19 protein-coding genes and 1 pseudogene are annotated in these 19,142 nt (G+C 70.3%); 8 read left to right on the top strand and 12 right to left on the bottom strand.

Annotated elements, in window-relative coordinates; all coding sequences use genetic code 11:
- Positions 1 to 2 precede the first annotated feature (2 nt).
- Both QMK24_RS31175 and QMK24_RS31170 read right to left on the bottom strand, forming a co-directional pair.
- The gene (locus tag QMK24_RS31175; RefSeq protein ID WP_283470188.1) at positions 3 to 1,538 is read right to left on the bottom strand and encodes a carboxylesterase/lipase family protein; all 1,536 of its coding nucleotides are present in this window, start codon (positions 1,536 to 1,538) and stop codon (positions 3 to 5) included.
- Positions 1,539 to 1,728: 190 nt separating this feature from the next.
- Positions 1,729 to 2,325: a phosphatase PAP2 family protein gene (locus QMK24_RS31170; RefSeq protein WP_283470187.1), complete on the bottom strand. Its 597-nt coding sequence runs from the start codon at positions 2,323 to 2,325 to the stop codon at positions 1,729 to 1,731.
- Positions 2,326 to 3,178: 853 nt separating this feature from the next.
- Here QMK24_RS31170 and QMK24_RS31165 point away from each other — a divergent pair.
- From QMK24_RS31165 to QMK24_RS31155, 3 genes are all read left to right on the top strand, one after another.
- Positions 3,179 to 4,426: an MFS transporter gene (locus QMK24_RS31165; protein WP_349307855.1), complete on the top strand. Its 1,248-nt coding sequence runs from the start codon at positions 3,179 to 3,181 to the stop codon at positions 4,424 to 4,426.
- A 151-nt stretch (positions 4,427 to 4,577) separates the two neighbouring features.
- Positions 4,578 to 5,483, top strand: coding sequence for a 5'/3'-nucleotidase SurE (gene surE, locus QMK24_RS31160; protein ID WP_283470186.1), 906 nt, complete (start codon positions 4,578 to 4,580; stop codon positions 5,481 to 5,483).
- Positions 5,484 to 5,679: 196 nt separating this feature from the next.
- Positions 5,680 to 7,287 (top strand): carboxylesterase/lipase family protein, encoded by a 1,608-nt coding sequence (locus QMK24_RS31155; protein ID WP_283470185.1) that lies wholly within the window; start codon positions 5,680 to 5,682, stop codon positions 7,285 to 7,287.
- A 64-nt stretch (positions 7,288 to 7,351) separates the two neighbouring features.
- Here the strand turns inward: QMK24_RS31155 and QMK24_RS31150 are convergent, their stop codons facing one another.
- The 8 genes and pseudogenes from QMK24_RS31150 to QMK24_RS31115 form a co-directional block, all read right to left on the bottom strand.
- On the bottom strand, positions 7,352 to 8,359 hold the full coding sequence (locus QMK24_RS31150; RefSeq protein WP_283470184.1) for an Acg family FMN-binding oxidoreductase: 1,008 nt from the start codon (positions 8,357 to 8,359) through the stop codon (positions 7,352 to 7,354).
- Positions 8,360 to 8,490: 131 nt separating this feature from the next.
- Complete coding sequence (locus tag QMK24_RS31145; RefSeq protein WP_283470183.1) at positions 8,491 to 9,168, bottom strand: response regulator; 678 nt, start codon at positions 9,166 to 9,168, stop codon at positions 8,491 to 8,493.
- A 103-nt stretch (positions 9,169 to 9,271) separates the two neighbouring features.
- Complete coding sequence (locus tag QMK24_RS31140; RefSeq protein ID WP_283470182.1) at positions 9,272 to 9,781, bottom strand: flavodoxin domain-containing protein; 510 nt, start codon at positions 9,779 to 9,781, stop codon at positions 9,272 to 9,274.
- Between the two features lie 10 nt (positions 9,782 to 9,791).
- Positions 9,792 to 10,514: a CBS domain-containing protein gene (locus QMK24_RS31135; RefSeq protein ID WP_283470181.1), complete on the bottom strand. Its 723-nt coding sequence runs from the start codon at positions 10,512 to 10,514 to the stop codon at positions 9,792 to 9,794.
- 195 nt (positions 10,515 to 10,709) lie between these two features.
- Positions 10,710 to 10,877: a hypothetical protein gene (locus QMK24_RS31130; protein WP_283470180.1), complete on the bottom strand. Its 168-nt coding sequence runs from the start codon at positions 10,875 to 10,877 to the stop codon at positions 10,710 to 10,712.
- 316 nt (positions 10,878 to 11,193) lie between these two features.
- Positions 11,194 to 11,547, bottom strand: a complete 354-nt coding sequence (locus tag QMK24_RS41575) for a universal stress protein (RefSeq protein WP_349362006.1) — start codon at positions 11,545 to 11,547, stop codon at positions 11,194 to 11,196.
- A gap of 186 nt (positions 11,548 to 11,733) precedes the next feature.
- A complete protein-coding gene (locus tag QMK24_RS31120; protein ID WP_283470179.1) occupies positions 11,734 to 12,072 on the bottom strand; it encodes a cupin domain-containing protein in 339 nt (112 codons plus the stop codon).
- A gap of 124 nt (positions 12,073 to 12,196) precedes the next feature.
- A pseudogene (locus QMK24_RS31115) lies at positions 12,197 to 12,490 on the bottom strand (STAS domain-containing protein); the annotation flags it as partial.
- Between the two features lie 381 nt (positions 12,491 to 12,871).
- On the opposite strand from QMK24_RS31115, the gene QMK24_RS31110 reads away from it, so the two are divergent.
- The 4 genes from QMK24_RS31110 (at position 12,872) to QMK24_RS31095 (ending at position 16,675) form a co-directional block, all read left to right on the top strand.
- Positions 12,872 to 13,801: a universal stress protein gene (locus QMK24_RS31110; RefSeq protein ID WP_283470178.1), complete on the top strand. Its 930-nt coding sequence runs from the start codon at positions 12,872 to 12,874 to the stop codon at positions 13,799 to 13,801.
- 63 nt (positions 13,802 to 13,864) lie between these two features.
- The gene (locus QMK24_RS31105; RefSeq protein WP_283470177.1) at positions 13,865 to 14,908 is read left to right on the top strand and encodes an alcohol dehydrogenase catalytic domain-containing protein; all 1,044 of its coding nucleotides are present in this window, start codon (positions 13,865 to 13,867) and stop codon (positions 14,906 to 14,908) included.
- 266 nt (positions 14,909 to 15,174) lie between these two features.
- Complete coding sequence (locus tag QMK24_RS31100; RefSeq protein WP_502962536.1) at positions 15,175 to 15,768, top strand: hypothetical protein; 594 nt, start codon at positions 15,175 to 15,177, stop codon at positions 15,766 to 15,768.
- 469 nt (positions 15,769 to 16,237) lie between these two features.
- A complete protein-coding gene (locus QMK24_RS31095; RefSeq protein ID WP_283470175.1) occupies positions 16,238 to 16,675 on the top strand; it encodes a hypothetical protein in 438 nt (145 codons plus the stop codon).
- A gap of 108 nt (positions 16,676 to 16,783) precedes the next feature.
- Here the strand turns inward: QMK24_RS31095 and QMK24_RS31090 are convergent, their stop codons facing one another.
- A complete protein-coding gene (locus QMK24_RS31090; protein WP_283470174.1) occupies positions 16,784 to 16,957 on the bottom strand; it encodes a hypothetical protein in 174 nt (57 codons plus the stop codon).
- Positions 16,958 to 16,972: 15 nt separating this feature from the next.
- Positions 16,973 to 17,551, bottom strand: coding sequence for a TetR/AcrR family transcriptional regulator (locus QMK24_RS31085; RefSeq protein WP_283470173.1), 579 nt, complete (start codon positions 17,549 to 17,551; stop codon positions 16,973 to 16,975).
- Between the two features lie 77 nt (positions 17,552 to 17,628).
- On the opposite strand from QMK24_RS31085, the gene QMK24_RS31080 reads away from it, so the two are divergent.
- Complete coding sequence (locus tag QMK24_RS31080; protein ID WP_283470172.1) at positions 17,629 to 18,819, top strand: FAD-dependent oxidoreductase; 1,191 nt, start codon at positions 17,629 to 17,631, stop codon at positions 18,817 to 18,819.
- Positions 18,820 to 19,142: the final 323 nt, after the last annotated feature.

Raw genomic sequence — 19,142 nt, 5'->3', positions numbered from 1 at the left:
TCCTACCGGGCGGCACGGTGGTGCAGCCGCCGCGCGTCCCCGGCCGGATCGCCGACGGACGCGACGACGGAGTCGAAGCGCATGGTGGAGCGGCACGGCATGTCGTAACGGCCCCAGTCCGGCAGGTCCGGGTGGTTGGGGTCCCCGGTCCGGATGAAGGAGATCCAAGCCCGGTGCATGCTCCGCGCCAATCCGTCGCGGACGACGGGATCGATCCCCTCCAGGAAGGGCGCGCGCGACCACTGGTCGAAGTTGTCGAAGACGAACGGCAGTTCCAGGCAGTGCGCCGCAGCGAGCCGGCCCTGATGCGCGGGGGTCGGGAAGTCGAACTGGTACGCCCACACCGGGCGCCCGAGTTCCGCCCGGGCCTCGGCCAGCTCGACGGCGGGCACACGGAACAGTTCGTCGGAGATCATGTCCATGAGCACGTCCACCGGACGCGCGCCCGGCCGCGACCGCTCGTAAGCGGCGTAGACCTCGGCCGCGTCGATGAAGGTCTCCGCGATCCGTTCGACCACCCGCTCCTTGGTCGCCGCGGCATATCCCTCGTCCAGACCGAAGCCGAAGTTGGCCTCCTCCCGGGTCCAGCCGATCAGTACGTCGATATCGGTCGCGGCGCCGTGCAGCAGCGCTTCGGCGGGATGCCGTCCCAGGGTCGCGTCATCGCGCACGGGGAGGAACGGTGTCGGCCAGTAGCCCCAGCGCATGCTCTGCCCGAACAGCCCGCCGGCCGCCTCGATCAGCCGGGGCCACGGCAGCGTGCGCAGTTCCCCGACGTCTTTCACACCGGCGATCTGCAAGTAGGCGGCGGTGCGCTGCAGATACTCGGCGGGGGCAGGGATGTGCAGGCCGAAGGGCGGGCTCTGCAGAATGGCGCGCTGGAAGAGACCCTGGGCCTCTGGGTGCCCGGCCAGTGCCGCGGTCGAGACCGCTCCGCCCGATTGACCGGCGACGGTGATGCTGTCCGGGTCCCCGCCGAAGTACGCGATGTTGTCGCGCACCCAGCGCAATGCGGCGACCTGGTCGGTGAGCCAGAAGTTTGCGGACTCCGACTCAGCTCCGTCCTCCGCACCGAAGTACAGGTAACCCAGCGGCCCGATACGGTAGTTGATGCTGACCACGACGAGGTCGCCGTTGCGCGCGAAGGTCTCGCCCGAGTAGTTGGGCAGCGAGCCGGAGCCAGACACGAAGCCGCCGCCGTGGATCCAGACGAGCACCGGCCGACGGGCCGTGTCCACCGCGGGCGTCCACACATTGAGCGTCAGACAGTCGTCGTCGAAGGGCGGCGAGCCATGACCGCCGAGTACCGGGTCGCCGCCTTCCATGAACATCTGAGGTGCGCTGGGCCCGTCGGTGGTGGCGTCCCGCGTACCGCTCCAACCGGGGTGCGGTTGCGGCGGACGCCATCTGAGATCGCCCACGGGGGGCTGGGCGTAGGGCACTCCCCGGAAGACGGCGACCTCCCCTTCGACCGCGCCTTGCAGCCGGCCGGCAGGCAGTGCCACTACGGGCGGGGTGTGGTCCTGGTCGGTACCCATGTGATGGTTCCTCCTCGGTCGCCGGCTTTCGGCCGGATGGGGAGTTGATTCCGCCTCCGCCCGGCCGACCGGCCGGGCTTCGGTCATACGGTCCTGCGCCGGCACCTGACTACCCCTCGCAGACTATGTCGATTATTGGACGACCGTCAATAGTTCGATATATACGTCGCGCCGCCGAGCGACCGCACCGTCACTCCCACAGCCGGTCGGCCACGGCGCGCACCGCCTCCGCTCTCAGTAGTGGCTCGAAAGCCAGCCAGACCAGGAGGCAGGTCCCGGCCCCGGCCAGGACTCCGGCGACGGTGTCGCTGAACCATTGCGCGTGCAGCCAGGTGCGGCTCCACATCATCGCGGCGATGTAGACGCCGCCGGCCGGCCACCACCAGCGTCGCGCCCGGAGCGGGAAAGCGACCACCGCAATGACGATCACGAGCGTCGTCGCACCGAAGACCTGGCCGGACGGAAACGATCCGTCGTTCACCAGGACCCACGGGTGCGGAGGGCGAGGACGGTCGACCAGGCGCTTCAGTGGAAGAACCACCACCACGTTCGCGAGCACCGTGGACACGAACACGAAGATCCCCGATCTCCATCGCCCGTAGACACAGAGGCAGCCGATCAGCGCGATCGGGAAGATCAGGCCCATCGGCCCGCCCAGCCGGTCGAGGGCATCCGCCAGGCCGGTGGCCGCACCGCCGCTCCCTCCGTTCATCCACGCCATCCAGCGCTCGTCGAGGCCCTGGAAGAACGGAGGACGGTGCATCCGCAGCGTCAGCCCGGCGGCCACGGCCGTCAGCAGGAGCGCGGCTCCCGCAGCCAGAGCACCGCGTGGCGGGGCGGCGGGAACATGATGCCGAGGGGGTGCCACCGGTCGCGGTGGCGGATCAGCGGCGCGAGTCGTATCGAACATGAACAGCCCTTCATCACAGTCGACTCCCCGGCGGACAGCCACGGAGAGCACGTCGAGTGGTCGGATGCGCGCCGGGAGGACTCGCGGCGCTGCGCCTGCCTGGCGCCCTCGGGAAGCCCAGACGTCTTCAGCGAACGGGGAACGCGTAACGGCTTGTGCGCGGTCAGCTCGCGTAGGCGCGCAGATTTCCGGGCTCGCACTCCGCCGAACGCTCCTCGTGGGAGCGGCGCGGAAGCGAGGACGCAGGAAGGATGACGTCACTCCCGGGCGATCGCCGGGCCACAACGCCGAGCGGGAAGCGCGGGCGGATGGGACCGCCACGGGTGTCGGCCTCACCGTCGCGACCGAGTATTGCGCAAATGTGACTGTCGCCACAAGCTCTCGATATTCCTCGGGCGGATGCAGGCCTTCCGGCGCCATCCCCGCCCCCCTCCCGGAGCGCGATCACCCGGGCCGGGCGCGCCAAGGACGGCCGCCCACTCCCGCATCACGATCCACGACGCGGTTCGCACAGAGGTCTGGCGCAGGACGGCAGCGAGTGCTAAACAGGGTTCCACCGCGCTAGTAACACGTGTAACTCACTGATTGACATCACTCGCGGCGTTCCGCCGCCGCAGCGCGATCCCGCGGCCCGTCTCCCCTTCGCGCTCCGTCCCCGAGGAGTCGACATGCACCACCTCAACAATCGCCACCGCGCCCAGAGCACGGTCCGCAGCCTCCGGCGGTCGTCATGATGACCACCGACGAACTGATCCGGTCCCGCCCGCACGCCGTACCGACAACGCCCCGGCAGCGCGGGCTCCTCACCCTGCTGCTGATGGCCAACTCCGCCATGCTCGCCGTGTACATGGGTGTCGGCGCCGTCCTGCTGCCCACGCAGATCGAGGCCATCGATCCCGCACACAAGGTCGCCATCCTGGGCGTGGTGGGCGGGATCAGCGCGGTCTTCGCAACGGCCTTCAATCCGATCGCCGGCGCGCTGTCGGACCGGACCGGCCGGCGGAACCCGTGGATCCTGGGCGGCGCCCTCGCCTCGCTGGCAGGTCTGGCGTTCCTGGGCAGTGTGCACACCGCCCTGCTGGTCGGCATCGGCTGGTGCCTGGTACAGGCGACGATGAACGTCTATCAGGCCGCGGTCACCGCCGTGGTGCCCGACCGCATCCCCGCGGCCCGCCGCGGAACGGCTTCCGCTCTGGTCGGGCTCGCCCTGCCGATCGGCGGCACGGTCGGTGTGCTGATCGCCTCGCAGACCGCGGGTCATCTGCGCACCGGCTACCTGGTGTTCGGGATCATGATCGCCGGCGCCGCGCTCCTGCTGACCACCATGTGCCGCGATGTGCCCCGTCGTGAGCCTGCTCCGTCCGTGCCACGGCGCGAACAGCTCGCCGCCTTCCTGTCGGCCCTGTCCCATCACGACTTCCGCTGGGCCTTCATCGGCCGGGCGCTGATGGTGCTGGGGTACTTCTCCGTCGTGGGCTACCAGCTGTACATCCTGGACGACCACATCGCGCTGCCCGCCGGTCTCAAGCCGGCCGCGGCGATGGCGATCCTCACCCCCGTGTCGATGGCCGCGATGGCCCTGTCCACGGTGGTCGGCGGTCTGCTGTCGGACCGCTGGAACCGGCGCAAGGTGTTCGTGGGTGTGTCGGCCGCGCTGGCCGGGCTGGTCATGGTCGTCCCCGTCGTCAGTCCCACCTGGACCGGGATGCTCGTCTTCAGTGCGCTCAACGGGCTGGCGTTCGGCTGCTTCATGGCGGTCGACACCGCCCTGGTCACTCTGGTGCTGCCCCGCGCGGAGGACGCCGCCCGCGACATGGGCGTACTCAACATCGCCAACGCCGGACCGCAGATCATCGCTCCGTTCGTCGCGTCCGCGGTCGTGACCACCCTGGGCGGGTACACCCCGCTGTTCCTGGTCGGCGGCGCCCTGTCGCTGCTCGGCGCACTGGCGATCCTCCCGATCCGCAGCGTCCGCTGACCCGCCGCTGACCTACTCGTTCACCCACCCGCAGACCCGCATCCGCACCGGGACGGGTCTGCCCAGAGCCCCGGCGGGCGCATTGTCGAGGGGCGTGCGCCCGCCGGTTCCAACCCTGAACTCCAACCCCCTGAACCCCAAGGAGCACATCGTGAGACGCACGCGACTTCTGCCGCTGGCAGCCCTGCTGCTGTGTACGCCTGCTCTTGCCGGAACGGTGCCCGCGGCTGCCTCGCCGCAGGTCACTCCGCCCGGGCCGCTGCGGATCCTGCTCACCAACGACGACGGGTACAACGCCCCGGGGATCCGTACGCTGTACCAGCGGCTGACCGCCGCCGGGCACGACGTCACCATCGTCGCCCCGCTCACCAACCAGAGCGGCGCGGGAACGAAGATGATGACCGCCACCACCATCACGATCAAGCACCCCGAGCCGAAGGTGTGGGCCGTGGACGGCACTCCCGGCGACGCGGTGGCGTTCGGCCTCTCCGAGGTCTTCTCCGGCCAAGCGCCCGATCTGGTGGTCTCCGGCACCAACTTCGGGCCGAACGTCGCAGCTCTGGCGACGCACTCCGGGACCGTCGGCGGCGCCGTGGCGGCGCTGGAGCACGGCGTTCCCGCGATCGCGGTGAGTACCGGTGGCCTGGCCGCGCCCGTACTCGAATCCACGCTCAACGCCATGAAGCCCACCAGTGACTTCACCGTCAAGCTCATCGACCGGCTGCGGGCACACGCGAAGTCGGGACGGCTGCTGCCCGAGGGTCTCGGCCTGAACGTCGACCACCCCGTCGTCGGTGCGGACGGCACGGGCATCGCCCACGGAGCGGCCGTCACCACTCAGGACCCGCAGCCCGTCCTCGCACCGCACTTCACCGACGCCGGGGACGGCACCTGGAAGGTGAGCGTCAGCGTGGTCATGCAGCCCGCCGTCGAGGGAGGCGACGTGGAGGCCCTCCTCGCCGACAAGGTGTCCATCACCCCGATCAACCCCGACTGGAACTCCGGCATCGCCGACTTCGCCACAACCGCCGCGCTGCTCGCCGGCCTGCGGCCGTAACAGCCCCGCACCACCGACGGGTCGCGTGCCGGCCGGGACAGCCAGGGCGGACCTCCGTCTTCCCCGTCACATCCAGCCGCTGACCTCATTCTGCACTCCGTGCCTCGGCCGGCCTCGCACACTGCGCCTTCACCGGTACTGCGGAGGGGCAGCAGCGCGCTGGGCCGGCCGGGGCTCCCCGACTGCTGGAGAACCCGTGAACAGACCGCGCTCACCCCGTCCGTCGCTGTTGGTGGCCACGCTCATCGCCCTGGCCACACTGTTCCTCCAGATGCTGCCGGCTGCGGCGGATCCTCCCCCTGCCCCCTCCGCGCACCCGGTCGTCACCATTGCCCAGGGCCGCCTGGCCGGACACATCCACGACGGCGCCGAGGAATTCCTCGGCGTCCCCTACGCGGCGCCACCTGTGGGAGCACTGCGCTTCCTACCACCGCAGCAGCCCCAGCGGTGGAGCGGGGTGCGGGACGCCACCCACCTGGCGCCCGCCTGTCCGCAGTTCTCCCCGTTCGGACTCCGCGATCCCCAAGCCGTAAGTGAGGACTGCCTCTACCTCGACGTTTACCGGCCGTGGAGCGCCCGGCCCGGGGAGCGGCTCCCGGTGCTCCTGTGGATCCATGGAGGCGCCTACAGCCAGGGCACCGGAACCCAGTTCGGCGGACGCACCATGGCCGACCTCACTCACACGATCGTGGTCAGCATCAACTACCGGCTCGGCCAGCTCGGATATCTGGCGCTTCCCGAACTCGCCCGGCAGAACGCTCTCGATTCCGGCTCATGGGGCCTGATGGACCAGATCGCGGCCCTGAAGTGGACCCGGGAGAACATAGCGGCGTTCGACGGAGATCCGGCCGATGTCACGGTCTCCGGACAGTCCGCCGGCAGCGGGTCGGTGTGCGCGATGCTGGCGGCGCCGCAGGCGGCCCGACTGTTCACCCGCGCCGTGCTGCAGAGCGGACCGTGCACTCTGCTGCGTTCCCCGGGACGCGCCCGGGCGGAGGCCGAGAGCCGGGCCTTCGCCGCCGCGGCCGGCTGTCCCCAACCGGCGGCCCGCTCCGTCTGTCTGCGGGCCGCGCCGGTCGCCGATCTGATCGCGGCCGCTCGTACCCACCCCACCTCCGGGCCCGCGTTCGGCGATGGTCTGCTGCCGGCGCAGCCCGCATCGGCCATCGCCTCCGGGACCTGGAACAAGGTGCCGGTACTGATCGGGAGCAATCGCGCCGAGAGCAGACTCTTCGTCGCACTGACCCAGCCGTATCTGACCGCGCAGGAGTACCTGGACAAGGTGACCGCGGACTACGGGCCGGCGGCGTCCCAGGTTCTGGGGCGCTATCCGCTCTCGAAGTACCCCACTCCGTACTTCGCGCTGTCGGCGCTTCTCACCGACTCCACCTTCGCCTGCCACACCTACTGGACGGCCCAGCTGTTCTCCACTCAAGTACCCACCTACGCCTACGAGTTCGACGACCCCGATTCGCCGACCCTGTACGGGGCACAGGTCCCCGGGCTGGACATGGCCAACGGCCACAGCGCCGAACTCGCCTACCTGCACGACTTCACCATGAGCGACAGGCCCCTGACGGTCGTCCAGGCCGAGCTGGCCGATCACATGAAGCGCTACTGGGGCGCGTTCGCCCGCTCCGGCGATCCCCATGTCCCCGGGCAGGCCGCATGGCCGCAGGCCGGGCCCGATGACAGCGTCCTCACCCTGAACCCTGAGGCGATCCGGACGTCCACCTCGTTCGCCGCCGACCACCAATGCGGCTTCTGGCAGTCCACGCCGGCAATACCCTCGGTGACTGCCTGAAGCGCCCGGTCACCGTCCAGGTACCGCCACCCGCACACCCGCTCATCGCTACATCGCCTCGTCGCTACGTCTTCTTGTCGCTGTCCCGCAGCACCTCAGCGGCCGGGAGACGCGGCGTCGCCGGACCCTGCGGTCCGTATCCCAGTCGCAGCAGCATCTGGACATGGCCTGGTCCACTCGCGCTGCCCCGCAGGGCCCAGCGCAGGTCGGACCACTCCAGGGCCTGGTGCAGGAGTGAGCACCGTACGTGTTCAGCCGTAGCGAGCAGCAGGACGTGCTCCAGAGCCTGGCCGGCGCGCAGCCAGTTCGCGCTGCGGTCGTGCACCGTGGAGAGCACCGCGATCACGGGCCGCTTCTCGAACGGCTGCGAGGGAGGCAGCCCGGAGCGGCGCAGGGCGGAGAAGTCGCGGACCGGAAGGTGGCCCTCGGCGTCCAGCGGTCCGATCGCCGCGTCCGGAATCCCCAGCGCACCGTCTTCGGTTCCGCCGATCCACTGGCGGCTCTCCTCGCAGCGCCCCTGGTTGCTGATGTCGCGCCGCTCGGCCTCGGCCGTGAGCTGGATCAGCCGTCCGGCCTCCTGTGTGTCGGGGAAGCGCAGAACGGCCCCTTCCTGGTGGGCGCAGTCGGCGAGTTCGGCCCGCAGCGATTCCGCGAGCGGCCGGTCGGAGAACGGCAGCCGGCTGCTGTGGCGGCGCCGGATGACGTCGTACAGGTCCCCGCGGTGGGCCGAGCCGGTGCGCGGCGGGCCTGCGAGCCGTACGGAGGCGAGCAGCCGGGGCTCCGCGGGATCGGGCAGCAGGCGCAGCACGGGTTCCCAGCCGAAGTGCGCGATCGCGACCCGCAGATTGAAGACGGCGGCTCCCACGGACAGGTGCAGGGCGCGTCCGGCGGGGTCGGTGTGACGCAAGGTGCGTTCCGTGGCGGCGCGGACTTCCAGCGTGCTGGTGGCCGGGACGAAGCGGTATCGCCAGGGCTGGGTGTTGTGGATGGACGGCGCCGCGACAGCGGCCGAGATCAGTTGCTCCAACGTCGACGCATCGAGTGCGGGGACCCTGGCAGACACGGTTCGCATAACGGTCTCCTCCCGGATGGTCTCCATGCTGATATGTCCATCTTCGCGCGGAGACCGGCAGAGAGGCAGGGGCCACCCGGGCCGAACCGGGGGCCGGTCGGCCCAGCGCTGTCCTAGCCCGAGCCCTAGCCCTAGTGCTGGTCCTCGGAGCGGTACTCCAGGTGGGAGGAGAGCATGGCTGCCTGGATCCGGCGCTCCACGCCGAGCTTCGCCAGCAGCCGGGAGATGTGATTCTTGACGGTCTTCTCGGAGAGGTAGAGCTCTTTTCCGATCTGCCGGTTCGTAAGACCCTCACCGATGAGCGAGACGATCTCCCGCTCACGCGAGGAGAGCTGGGACAGCGGGTCGTCCGCGGCCTCGCCCTGGGCGTCGCCGCCGCGCAGGCTGCTCATCAGCCGGGCCGTGGTACCCGGGTCGAGCATGGACTGGCCGGAGGCGACGGTCCGCACGGCCTGGACCAGGTCGGATCCCCTGATCTGCTTGAGAACGTAACCGGCCGCGCCGGCCATGATCGAATCCAGCAGGGCGTCGTCGTCATCGAACGAGGTGAGCATCAGGCAGGCGAGCGTGGGCATCCGGGAGCGCAATTCCCGGCAGAGGGTGATGCCGTCGCCGTCCGGCAGCCGCACATCGAGGACCGCGACATCGGGGCGGAGCGCGGGGCCCCGGGCCAAGGCACGTTCCACGGTGCCGGCATCGCCGACGACCTCGATGCCCTCCTCCGAATCCAGCAGGTCCTTCACTCCGCGGCGGACCACCTCGTGGTCGTCGACCAGGAACACCCTGATCGGCTTCGGTACGGCGCTCATGTCGGTCCCCTGTCACTCCCTTCCATCGTGTCCTACGCGGCCACGTGGACGACAGGGCCGAATGGACCATGCCGCCCGGCGGGGTTCCAGGAGATCGGCTCCCTCACTGTGTCGAGGCCTCCCGGGCGAGTTCCCGCGCGATGCCGACCGCCCATACGCGGATCTGCTCCGGATCGCGGAAGTCACCGGCGCGGCCGGACCCGGCCATCATCCGGGCGAACCGTCCCCGGGGGTTCTCGTCCAGGGAACCACCGAACGTGGCGTGCCCGTGGGCATCCAGGCGTTCGGCGATGCGCCGTACTCCGGACACCGGGGGGATGTCCCGTTCGCTCGCGCTTGCGTCGAGCGGGCCACTGCTGAACAGCCACACCGGACGTTCGTTCAGCGCCTTGCGGTGCCGCCGGGCGAAATGGACGGCCTCCCGGTGCCAGCGCCCGGCGTAGAGGCTGCCGCCGAGAATCACGGGGCCGTACGGGCTGATGTCCGCCACCGTGGCCGCGGGCAGCACGTCCACACTCAGGTCCTCACCGCGCAACGCCTCGCCGATCATTTCGGCGATCCCGGCGGTCGAGTTGTTCTTCGTTCCGTACGCGACGAGTACACGCTCACTCATGGCCGGCCTCTCACAGCTTTCGCATCAAGTCGTCGGCCACGCCGTGCATGGCCTGTTCGGTGGGCTGGATATGGGAGTCGTCCAGCCGGTAGGTCAATTTGTCGATGACCGCGACCACGCCGTCGGTCTGGCGGGTCAGATGGACCGCGATGCCGGCTTCGCTGCGACGGTCCAGGCGGCCTTCCAGCGTCACCAGGCCGTCGCGGGCGCTGACGCCGATGATCTCCGGTGCCAGCCACAAGGTGCGAACCAGGACTTCGTCGATCACCTCGCGACGCAGTTCGGCGTCGGGCCTGAGGAAGACCTGGAGCAGGTCGCGCCGGGTCACGATGCCGACCAGCCGGTCCTGCTCGTCGATCACCGGCATGCGTTCGACACGGTGCTGCGCCATGATGCGGGCGGCCTCGGCGATCGAGTCCTCGGCGTGCGCGGTGACCGCAGGCTGGGACATCAACTGGCCCGCGGTCAGTGCCCGGGCCTTGGCGAGTTCCTTACGGGCGGATCGCGATATCCGCGGCCACCGGGACTGGTGACCGTCCTCCGCGACCGCGGCCTGCCGCGTCATCAGGTCGGACTCGGAGATGACACCGATGACCTTGTCGTCGCCGTCCACCACCGGAAGGCCGCTGATGCGGTGCCGGGAGAGCCGTTCGGCGACCACCTTGAACGGTGTGCCGTAGACCGCTTTGACGACGTCGCTCGTCATGACGTCGGAGATCCTGTTGTGTTTCATCGCTCGTACTCCTCCTCGGTGCCGGCAGCCGTACATCGGGTGCGTCTCAGGGCCGGTCTCCTGCGGATGGTGTCTCCAGCGTCCGCCGCCGGCGGCCACTTCCCCAGGGGCTACCCGGCCCCGCTTCATGGGCCATCCGGTCCCATCGGACGAAAACGGCACTGACGCGGAGCACGGACGGGACACAGCTGCCCGTCACTGGGCCACGAGGGCCACCGGGCACTCCGCGAACTCCGCCACCGCGTGTGCCACCGGGCCGAGGCCTCGCGGACCGCGCCCGAGCACCAGCAGTCCGGCCCGGGCGGACGCGTTCACCAGCGCCCATGAGGCGGGGAACAGCCGGACGTCCGGCAGCACTTCCACCTCCGGGTACTTCTCCCGCCAGACGCGCGCGCATCGGCGAGTGTCTGGACCTCCCCGTCCTCCCACTCCGCGCGATCGTCCTCAAGCACGGAGTACAGGATCCGGCCGGCGGACGGCATCGGCAGCCGCCAGGCGTGTACGACGCGCAGCCGGGTGCGGCGTCGCCGAGCCGCGTCGAAGGCGAACCCGGTGGCCGTGTCCGCCGGCCGGCGCGCATCCAACCCGCGGACGACCTCTCCGTCCACCGCCGCGCGGACCAGGACGACCGGGCAGGGCGCACACGCCGCCACCTGGAGATTCTCGCGATGGAGCGCGCTCAGCACCAGAATCTCGGCCGCGGCTGCCGCCGCCGATATCGCAGAGATCCCCGTCGCCCTGTCCGTCCCCCGCAGCTCCGCCACCACCAGCCGGGGATGCCGTAACCGCACGGCGGCCAGCGCTCCGTCGACTCCGTGAGAGAGCTGGCATCGACGTCAGGACCGCTCCCCGAACCGGCGGCCTGCCGCCCGGCCGTCGCGGACAACAGCTGGGCGTCCTCGTACGCTTCCGTCCGCGCGCAGGCCAGCCGCAGCGCGCAGCCTCGCCGTTCTGCCTCCTCAGCGCCCCAGCGGGCGGCGGCCAGGCCCGGACCGGATCCGTCGACACCCACCAACACATAGCGCTCCTCCATGGAAACCACTCCGACCGTCGCTGTCGGATCGCTCTGCATGCGTCAGATGGGCCGCACGGCCGGCGCCTGCCGGCCCCCGGTCACAGCAGACAGCATGGTGCGGTTGTCGCTGTCAGGGCAGGTCCGACCGGCCCTGCTTCAGGGACCACCGGACGACGGGGTGCGGTGAACTCGTGGCGCCGCCGTTCAGGAGCGGTCGAGCTTGGCCACGGTGAGGAACACCACGCTGTCCTCGAGTGCCTCCAGCGTGTGCGGGCTGTCGGGCACGATCAGGAGGTCTCCGGGTGAGCCCTCCCACGACGTGTCGGCTGTCGCCAGGCTGACCCGTCCGTGCAGGACATGGACGGTGGCTTCGCCCGGGTTCTCGTGTTCGTCGAGCTTGTTGCCGCCCACCAGCGCGATGAGGGTCTGACGCAGTACGTGTTCGTGACCGCCGTAGACGGTACGGGCGCTGCGGCCGCTGGACACCTGGTGTGCGCTCTCGAGTTGCTGACGTGCCAGCGCCGTCAAGGACATCTTTTCCATCTCGGCCTCCTTGGGTCTCAGGCTTGGGCGAGCAGGGCGGGTTGTCGCCTCGCCGGGTCCGGGGCGGTCGAGGCAGGGCCGCCCGTGCCCCGAAGGGCGGGTGGGCAGCCGCGATGAGGCGGCTGGTGCCGGTGAGGAGGAAGAGCTTGGTCAGATTCGGTCGGGGGTGGTGCAAACGCAGGGATCCACCGTGTGCGGCGGTGCGCTGTGCGGCCCGTAGGGTGTTGAGACCGCTGACGTCGCAGAAGGACACTGCGGACAAATCGACGTCGATGAGGAGAATACCGTCGCGCAGACAGCTGTCCAGCACCGCGCGCAGGGGAGGTGTCGAGGCGAGGTCGAGTTCGCCGGTCACGGTAATCAGAGCCCGGCCGTCGGTGTCGTGTCGCTGCGCTGTCAGCAAGGGTGCGGTGAGCATCGTGCCTCAGTTCCTGGGCAGCGGACCATGCGCGTCCGCGCGGGGCGAAGAAACGACGATCGGGCCGCGTCACCCGTCAGCCATTGTCGGCCGTGGTGATCGAAGCCGGCTCTGCTCTGCCGGGCGGGCGGACCCCCGTTCCGCAGCCAGCATGGCGCGGCCTTGCCCGTCCGGGCAGGTCCGACCGGCCCTGCTTCAGGGACCACCGGACGACGTGATCGGGTCCGGTCGTCGGGGTCGAGGACCTGGTCAGCACCGGGCGACCGCCGAACGCCCGCACCGGGCAAGGGCCGGTCGGTCCCACGAAGGGACCTGCAGCCCCTCCTGCGGCTCGCTCAGCGCGGCAAAGCTGGACGCACACCATCCGAAGGAGGACGCACCATGGTCACCAGCGCCACCACCGTCACCGCCGGCCTGGACGGCTCGCCCGAGAGCCTGGCCGCGGCGGGTTGGGCGGCCCGTGAGGCACTGCGCCGCGGACTGCCGCTGCGTCTTGTCCATGCCAGTACATGGCAACCCGACACGGAGACCCCCCGAGCGGTGCTCGGCAGTCCCGGTCCCCCGCACCTTCACTGGGCCGATCGCGTACCGCGGGAGGCCGCGGCCGAACTGCGGCGGCGCCATCCGGATCTTCAGATCAGCGCCGATCGGATCGCCGACGAGCCCGTGGCGGCGCTGCTGGGTGCCGAGAAGGATGCCGCCCTGCTGGCCATCGGCTCACGCGGCATGAGCGGAGTCGCCGGCTATCTGGTCGGTTCCGTGGCGCTCTCGGTGGTCGGCCGCGCAACCGGGCCGGTGGTCCTGGTACGGGCCGGCGAGGTGGAGGACGACGAGCACCGGGCAGACGGCTCCGGTGTTCCCTCGACGCGGTCTCCGTACCGCAACATCGTGCTCGGTCTCGATCTGGAGCGCCCCAGCGACACTCTGATCGAGTTCGCATTCGACGCCGCCGCCCGCCGCCAGGCGCCGCTGCGCGTCATCCACGGCTGGTACCTGCCGGCCTACTACAGCTTCGGGAGTCCCGGCATCCCCGCCGACCAGGATGCCGGCGGTGGACTGGCCGAGCAGAAGGCGCTGGCGCTGGCCGACGCGCTGCGCCCCTGGCGCGAGAAGTTCCCCGGTGTCGAGGTCACCGCGCAGGCGCTGGTCGGCCGGGCCGCCCACCATCTGGTGACGGCCGCGTCCGGCGCCGGTCTGGTGGTCGTCGGCCGACGCATCCGCGCCCATACGGGCGGCATGCACATCGGCTCCGTCACGCATGCGGTGATGCACCACTCCCAGGCCCCCGTCGCGGTGATACCCCACGACTGACGGAGCCGTCCCAGGAACCACGCCCGGCCGACCCACTCACAACGGCAGGAAAGGCAAGCAGCCATGAAGGCACTGACCTACCACGGCCCCGGCAAGGGCACCTGGGGTGACGTCCCCGACCCCGCCGTCCAGGACCCGGAGGACGCTGTGGTGCGGGTGGACGCGGTCACCATCTGCGGCACCGACCTGCACATCCTCAAGGGTGACGTCCCCGAGGTGACCGACGGACGGATCCTGGGCCACGAGGCCGTCGGCACCGTCGTCGCCGCCGGACCCGGCGTGCGTACGGTGGCCGTCGGCGACCGTGTGCTGGTCTCGTGCATCTCCGCCTGCGGACGGTGCTCCTACTGCCGCACCGCGACCTACGGCCAGTGCACCGGTGGCGGTGGCTGGATCCTCGGCCACCTGATCGACGGCACTCAGGCCGAGTACGTCCGCACCCCGTTCGCCGACAACTCCCTGCACAGGATCCCCCAACACGTCAGCGACGAGGCGGCCCTGCTCCTGGCGGACACCCTGCCCACCGCCTTCGAGGTCGGGGTCCGCAACGGCAACGTCAGCCCCGGGGACACCGTCGTGGTCGTCGGCGCCGGGCCGGTCGGACTCGCCGTCATCACCACCGCGCGGCTCTACAGCCCCGGAAAGATCATTGCGATCGACCCGGCACCCAGCCGCCTGGACGCCGCCAAGCGCGCCGGCGCCCATGTCACGCTCAGCCTCACCGAGGCCACCGACGAGGCGGTCCGCGCCCTGAGCCGGGACGGACGGGGAGCGGAGGTGGCCATCGAGGCGGTCGGCGTCCCCGACTCCTTCGAACTGTGCACCCGCGTGGTGCGCCCCGGAGGACGGGTCGCCAACGTCGGCGTCCACGGCACAAGCGTCACCCTCCACCTGGAGGACCTGTGGACCAGGAACCTCACCATCACCACAGGCCTGGTCGACACCAGCACCACACCACTGCTGCTCGACATGCTCGCCGCGGACCAACTGGACATCGCCGGGTTGATCACCCACCGTTTCGGACTCGACGAGATGCAGGAGGCCTATGACGTCTTCAGCCAGGCCGAGCAGAACGCCGCCCTGAAAGTCGCCCTGTTCCGGGACTGAGTGGCACCGGGCACAGCGAGGCGCGCCACCGAAACCGGCCGGCGCGCCTCCGCCATGCCCTGCGGCCGACGCGCAGCGGCGGCTTCATTCGCCGCCCGCACCCGAGACGGCTGTCCGACGCCGACGATGTGCCGGTCGGCTCGGCCGGGAGGACCCGTTCGGCCCCACCGGTCCGGACCGAAGGCCCCCAGCGGATTCGCCGCGTACGGCGGGACATTGGAGCCGCAAGCAACCACCGCGCACCACCGAGTGACAAGGGGCCCGTCATGGCCGTACAGCAGGAACCTCGTATGACCAGTGGAACGCAGATCCCGGCGCACCGTGCCGGTGAGGCGGCGGGGGTGTCGATGACTGCCAGGGTCCTCGCCGTGGTGCGCATCGTGACCGGCTTCATCTTCCTCTGGGCGTTCCTGGACAAGGCGTTCGGCTGGAGTTACGCGACCGGGTCGGGCAAAGGCTGGGTCGACGGCGGCTCGCCCACCAAGGGCTTCCTCAGCGGCGTGGCAGCGGGCCCGTTCCAGTCCGCGTTCCACGACCTGGCCGGCGCCGGCTGGGCGAACTGGCTGTTCATGCTGGGCCTGTTGGGCATCGGAGTCGCCATGGTGAGCGGTGTCGCACTGCGGCTCGCCGCGGCTGCCGGGACCGCGATGATGGCGCTGATGTGGGCGGCCGAATGGCCGCCGGCCAGACATCTGTCGGACGGGACGCTGAGCATGTCGTCCAACCCGATCGTGGACTACCACATCGTCTACGCCCTGGTGATGACCGCCCTCGCGGTCGGTTGCGCGGGCAACACCTGGGGCTTCGGGCGGATCTGGGCCAAGGTGCCCTTCGTCCATCGCAACCGCTGGCTGATCTGACCGCGCTGCGGATGAACGGGACGGGTGCTGCACGTCCTGCGCGACGCCGGTGTGCCGTGCGCCGCCGTGTCCGCGTCCCGGCACGCGTGTAGGTTCGCATTTCACGCGTCCCTTTCTCGTTGAGGGTGGCCCTTGCCCGGCCCATGGGACAAGGAAGTGGGACGAACGCCTGTCCTGTCGCATTCAAGCTGTCGGATTCTCACGCGATCTCATCCCGTGCTGGCAGATTCTCACTGACCGCGCTCTGGGCAGGGGTGAGCCAGGTTGTCCATCCGCCCATCCAGGCGGGCTCGACAGCCGGTGCTCCGGACAGCGTGAGGCCCGTCGTTCTGCGCTTCGACTACTCATGGACGCGCCCCGTCACCCCCTCCACGCTTGACCACGCCCATGAGGCTGGCAGGCAGGACCCGGCACGTGTGGCAGCCGTACGCAGAACTAAGATCACTTACTCATCTGCAAGGGGGGAAGCATGCGCAAGATCATCAGTAGGACGGCTCTGGTCCTGACCGCGGCTCTACTGACAGGTTGCGGCAGCGACGACGGCCCGCCGAGGGCCGACAAGTCCGCGAACGCGAGCGTGAAGCCGAAGCCGGACAGCGGGAGCGGCGAGGTCAAGCGCGAGGTCACCCTCGAAGTTCTTGGCACCGGCACGTCGCAGGTCTACTACACCCTCGACACCAACAAGATGGAGAAGGTGAAGCTGCCCTGGAAGAAGACCTCGACCGTCACCTTGACGACCGACGCTGAGAAGAAGATCGGCACATTGGTGTCCGTCGTCCCCGGCTCCGTGCCCAGCTCCGATGGCACACTGCACGCGGCGGCCTGCGTCATCACGGTCGATGGGAAGAAGGTCGCGGACAACCAGGGTGGCAAGTCCGACAAGTCGTGCGAGTACAAGGTGAAGTGAGGATTCCCGGGCATCGCTACGCGGACGCCACACCAGACGGTGCGGCAGCACGGCGAACGCGAATTCCGTGAAACCCACGTCGTTTGAGAACACCGGGGGCCAGCGTTCTCAAACGACATGGCACCCCAGCAGGTCAGCAGCCCACTGGCTGCGAGACGCACTGCGACAGGACACCCTGTCGGCCGGGTAGGAGTCGTTCAGGGACAGGTCCATGCACACGTCGGTCGGCACCTGCTCGAACCGCTCCCAGTCGACGGCGAAGACCGTGATGTCCCATCCCACGCCCCAAGGCACCCTCTAGGTCAAAGCCGCGTCCACCATGCGGCGGGCGACGGCGGTCAGTTCGGCCAGGTCCGGGGTCGGTCGGGACCGGGCGAGGGCACCCGCGAGGCGGTCGTAGAGGAGCCCGTCGGTCCAGGCGACCAGGAGCTCTGCGGACTCCTCGGGCCGATCCGCCCCCAGCCCGCCGAGGATCCCGGCGACCCGGGCCCGCGCACCGAGGCCCGCCCGGTGGAACTCCGCCTCCAGCTCCGGATGACGGGCCGCCTCCAGGCTCAGCTCAAAGCGGGCCAGCTGCCGCGCGCGCCCCGTGGTCAGCCAGCGGCGCAGCAGGGCGGCGAGCGCCGCCGCCACCGCGTCCCGGTCCGGCGCCGGTGGCGGGCCGTTCCCGTCGAGGTCGCCGAGGTCCAGCTCGGCGAGCCGTTGGTAGCAGGCGCTGATCAGCGCCGTCCTCGTACGGAAGTAGTACGAGGTGCTGCCCGCCGGCAGCTGCGCCGCGGCATCGACCGCCCGGTGGGTCAGACCGCGCAGCCCGGCGGCAGCCACGAGGTCGATCGCGGTGTCCGCGATCCGAGTTCTGCGATCAGGGCTGGACATGGCGTCACTCTACAGCTGTAGAGTGGAGCCATTGCCTCTACGAATGTAGAGGCGTCGAGGGCGACGAGGAACGCGCCATGTTGACGATTCCGCGTCATGCGGTCGTGGTGGGTGCGGGGGTCGGCGGGCTGACGGCGGCGGTGGCCCTGTACCGGCGCGGCTGGCAGGTCACCGTTTGCGAGCGGGCGCCCGCGCCATCCGCGATCGGCGCCGGCATCGTCCTCGCCCCCAACGCCCTGCGCGCCTTCGACGCCGTCAGCTTCGACGCCACCCACGCGGCGGGTCAGGCCGTACCGGCCGCGATGGGCCTGCGGCGCCCCGGCGGCGACTGGCTGAACCGCGCCGACACCGCCGCGATGGCGGTCCGGTACGGTCGGCCTCCGCTCGCCGTTCACCGCCCGGCCCTCGCGGCCGGTCTGGCCGCCGCGCTCCCCGAAGACGCGATCCAGTACGGCACCGCCGTCACCGCCGTAGACGATGCCCACGGCCACGGCAGCCCGATGGTCCGCACCCGGGCCGGAGACCTCACCGCCGACGTCGTGATCGCCGCCGACGGCATCCACAGTGCGATCCGCCGCCAATACTTCCCCGACCATCCCGGCCTGCACTACAGCGGGGAGACCGCCTGGCGCACCGTACTGCCCGCCGACGGCCTCCCGGACCTCGTCGCCGCCGAGACCTGGGGCCGCGGCGAGCGGTTCGGCGTGGTCCCGCTCGCGGACGGCCGGGTCTACACCTACGCCACCGCCGTCGCACCCGAGGGGTACCAGCCGGCCGATCTTCGCGCCGAACTCCTGCGCCGCTACGGCACCTGGCACGACCCGATCCCCGCGCTGCTGGAGCGGATCACCCCAGCGGCCGTCCTCCAGCACGACCTGTACGACCTAGCCGCCCCGCTCCCCCGCTACCACCAGGGCCGACTAGCCTGGCTCGGCGACGCCGCCCACGCGATGACCCCCAACCTCGGCCAGGGCGGCTGCCAGGCCATCGAGGACGCCGTCGTACTCGCGCACCTGCTGGACGGGGACGACATACCGGCCGCCCTGGCCGCCTACAGCCAAGCCCGCCACGCGCGCACCGACGCCATCCGGATCCGCTCCCGCCGCGCCGGCCGTGTCGCCGCCCTCACCCACCCCGTCGCGGTGACCGCCCGCGACCTCGCCGTCCGAGCCACCCCGGCCCGCACCACACAACGCGCCCTGGACGACCTCTTCAACGGCTTCAGCCTTCCGGCTGCGACGGCAACACCCGGCCGCACACAGCGGTGAGAGGCTGAGGGCCAGCATCGGTGAGACTCGTCGTTGACGCTTGTTGAGCGTTCAGCACCGAAGCCAAGCACAGCAGTGCTACCCGGCTCCAGCGACGCCGAGGGGTAGTTCTGGAACGGCAGCCAGACGCTGCTCCAAGCCACCGTGGGAGGCAGAGTGGACAGATCCCAGGGGTCAAGATCGTGAGACAAACCCTAGTAGTGCTTGGTCAGGTTGGTGCCGGTATGGGGATGTTGCGGTGGCAGGTGGGGCAGGCGCCGGTCCAGGTGGCGAGGAGGGTCTGCAACTCGCGGACGATTTGGTAGAGGCTCAGGCTGGCGCCG

It is taken from the genome of Streptomyces sp. PH10-H1, assembly GCF_030063355.1.
Taxonomy (GTDB): domain Bacteria; phylum Actinomycetota; class Actinomycetes; order Streptomycetales; family Streptomycetaceae; genus Actinacidiphila.
The sequence above is the reverse complement of the archived record's forward strand: the minus strand, read 5'-3'. Positions and strand labels throughout refer to the sequence as shown.

Coding starts and splice junctions, on each gene's coding strand:
- QMK24_RS31105 (WP_283470177.1), top strand. CDS start 13,865: ATGAAGGCACTGACCTACCACGGCCCCGGCAAGGGCACCTGGGGTGAC.
- QMK24_RS31085 (WP_283470173.1), bottom strand. CDS start 17,551: ATGTCCAGCCCTGATCGCAGAACTCGGATCGCGGACACCGCGATCGAC.
- QMK24_RS31120 (WP_283470179.1), bottom strand. CDS start 12,072: ATGGAAAAGATGTCCTTGACGGCGCTGGCACGTCAGCAACTCGAGAGC.
- QMK24_RS31135 (WP_283470181.1), bottom strand. CDS start 10,514: ATGAAACACAACAGGATCTCCGACGTCATGACGAGCGACGTCGTCAAA.
- QMK24_RS31080 (WP_283470172.1), top strand. CDS start 17,629: ATGTTGACGATTCCGCGTCATGCGGTCGTGGTGGGTGCGGGGGTCGGC.
- QMK24_RS31100 (WP_502962536.1), top strand. CDS start 15,175: ATGGCCGTACAGCAGGAACCTCGTATGACCAGTGGAACGCAGATCCCG.
- QMK24_RS31110 (WP_283470178.1), top strand. CDS start 12,872: ATGGTCACCAGCGCCACCACCGTCACCGCCGGCCTGGACGGCTCGCCC.
- QMK24_RS31165 (WP_349307855.1), top strand. CDS start 3,179: ATGATGACCACCGACGAACTGATCCGGTCCCGCCCGCACGCCGTACCG.
- QMK24_RS31140 (WP_283470182.1), bottom strand. CDS start 9,781: ATGAGTGAGCGTGTACTCGTCGCGTACGGAACGAAGAACAACTCGACC.
- QMK24_RS31095 (WP_283470175.1), top strand. CDS start 16,238: ATGCGCAAGATCATCAGTAGGACGGCTCTGGTCCTGACCGCGGCTCTA.
- QMK24_RS31175 (WP_283470188.1), bottom strand. CDS start 1,538: ATGGGTACCGACCAGGACCACACCCCGCCCGTAGTGGCACTGCCTGCC.
- QMK24_RS31145 (WP_283470183.1), bottom strand. CDS start 9,168: ATGAGCGCCGTACCGAAGCCGATCAGGGTGTTCCTGGTCGACGACCAC.
- QMK24_RS41575 (WP_349362006.1), bottom strand. CDS start 11,547: ATGGAGGAGCGCTATGTGTTGGTGGGTGTCGACGGATCCGGTCCGGGC.
- QMK24_RS31150 (WP_283470184.1), bottom strand. CDS start 8,359: ATGCGAACCGTGTCTGCCAGGGTCCCCGCACTCGATGCGTCGACGTTG.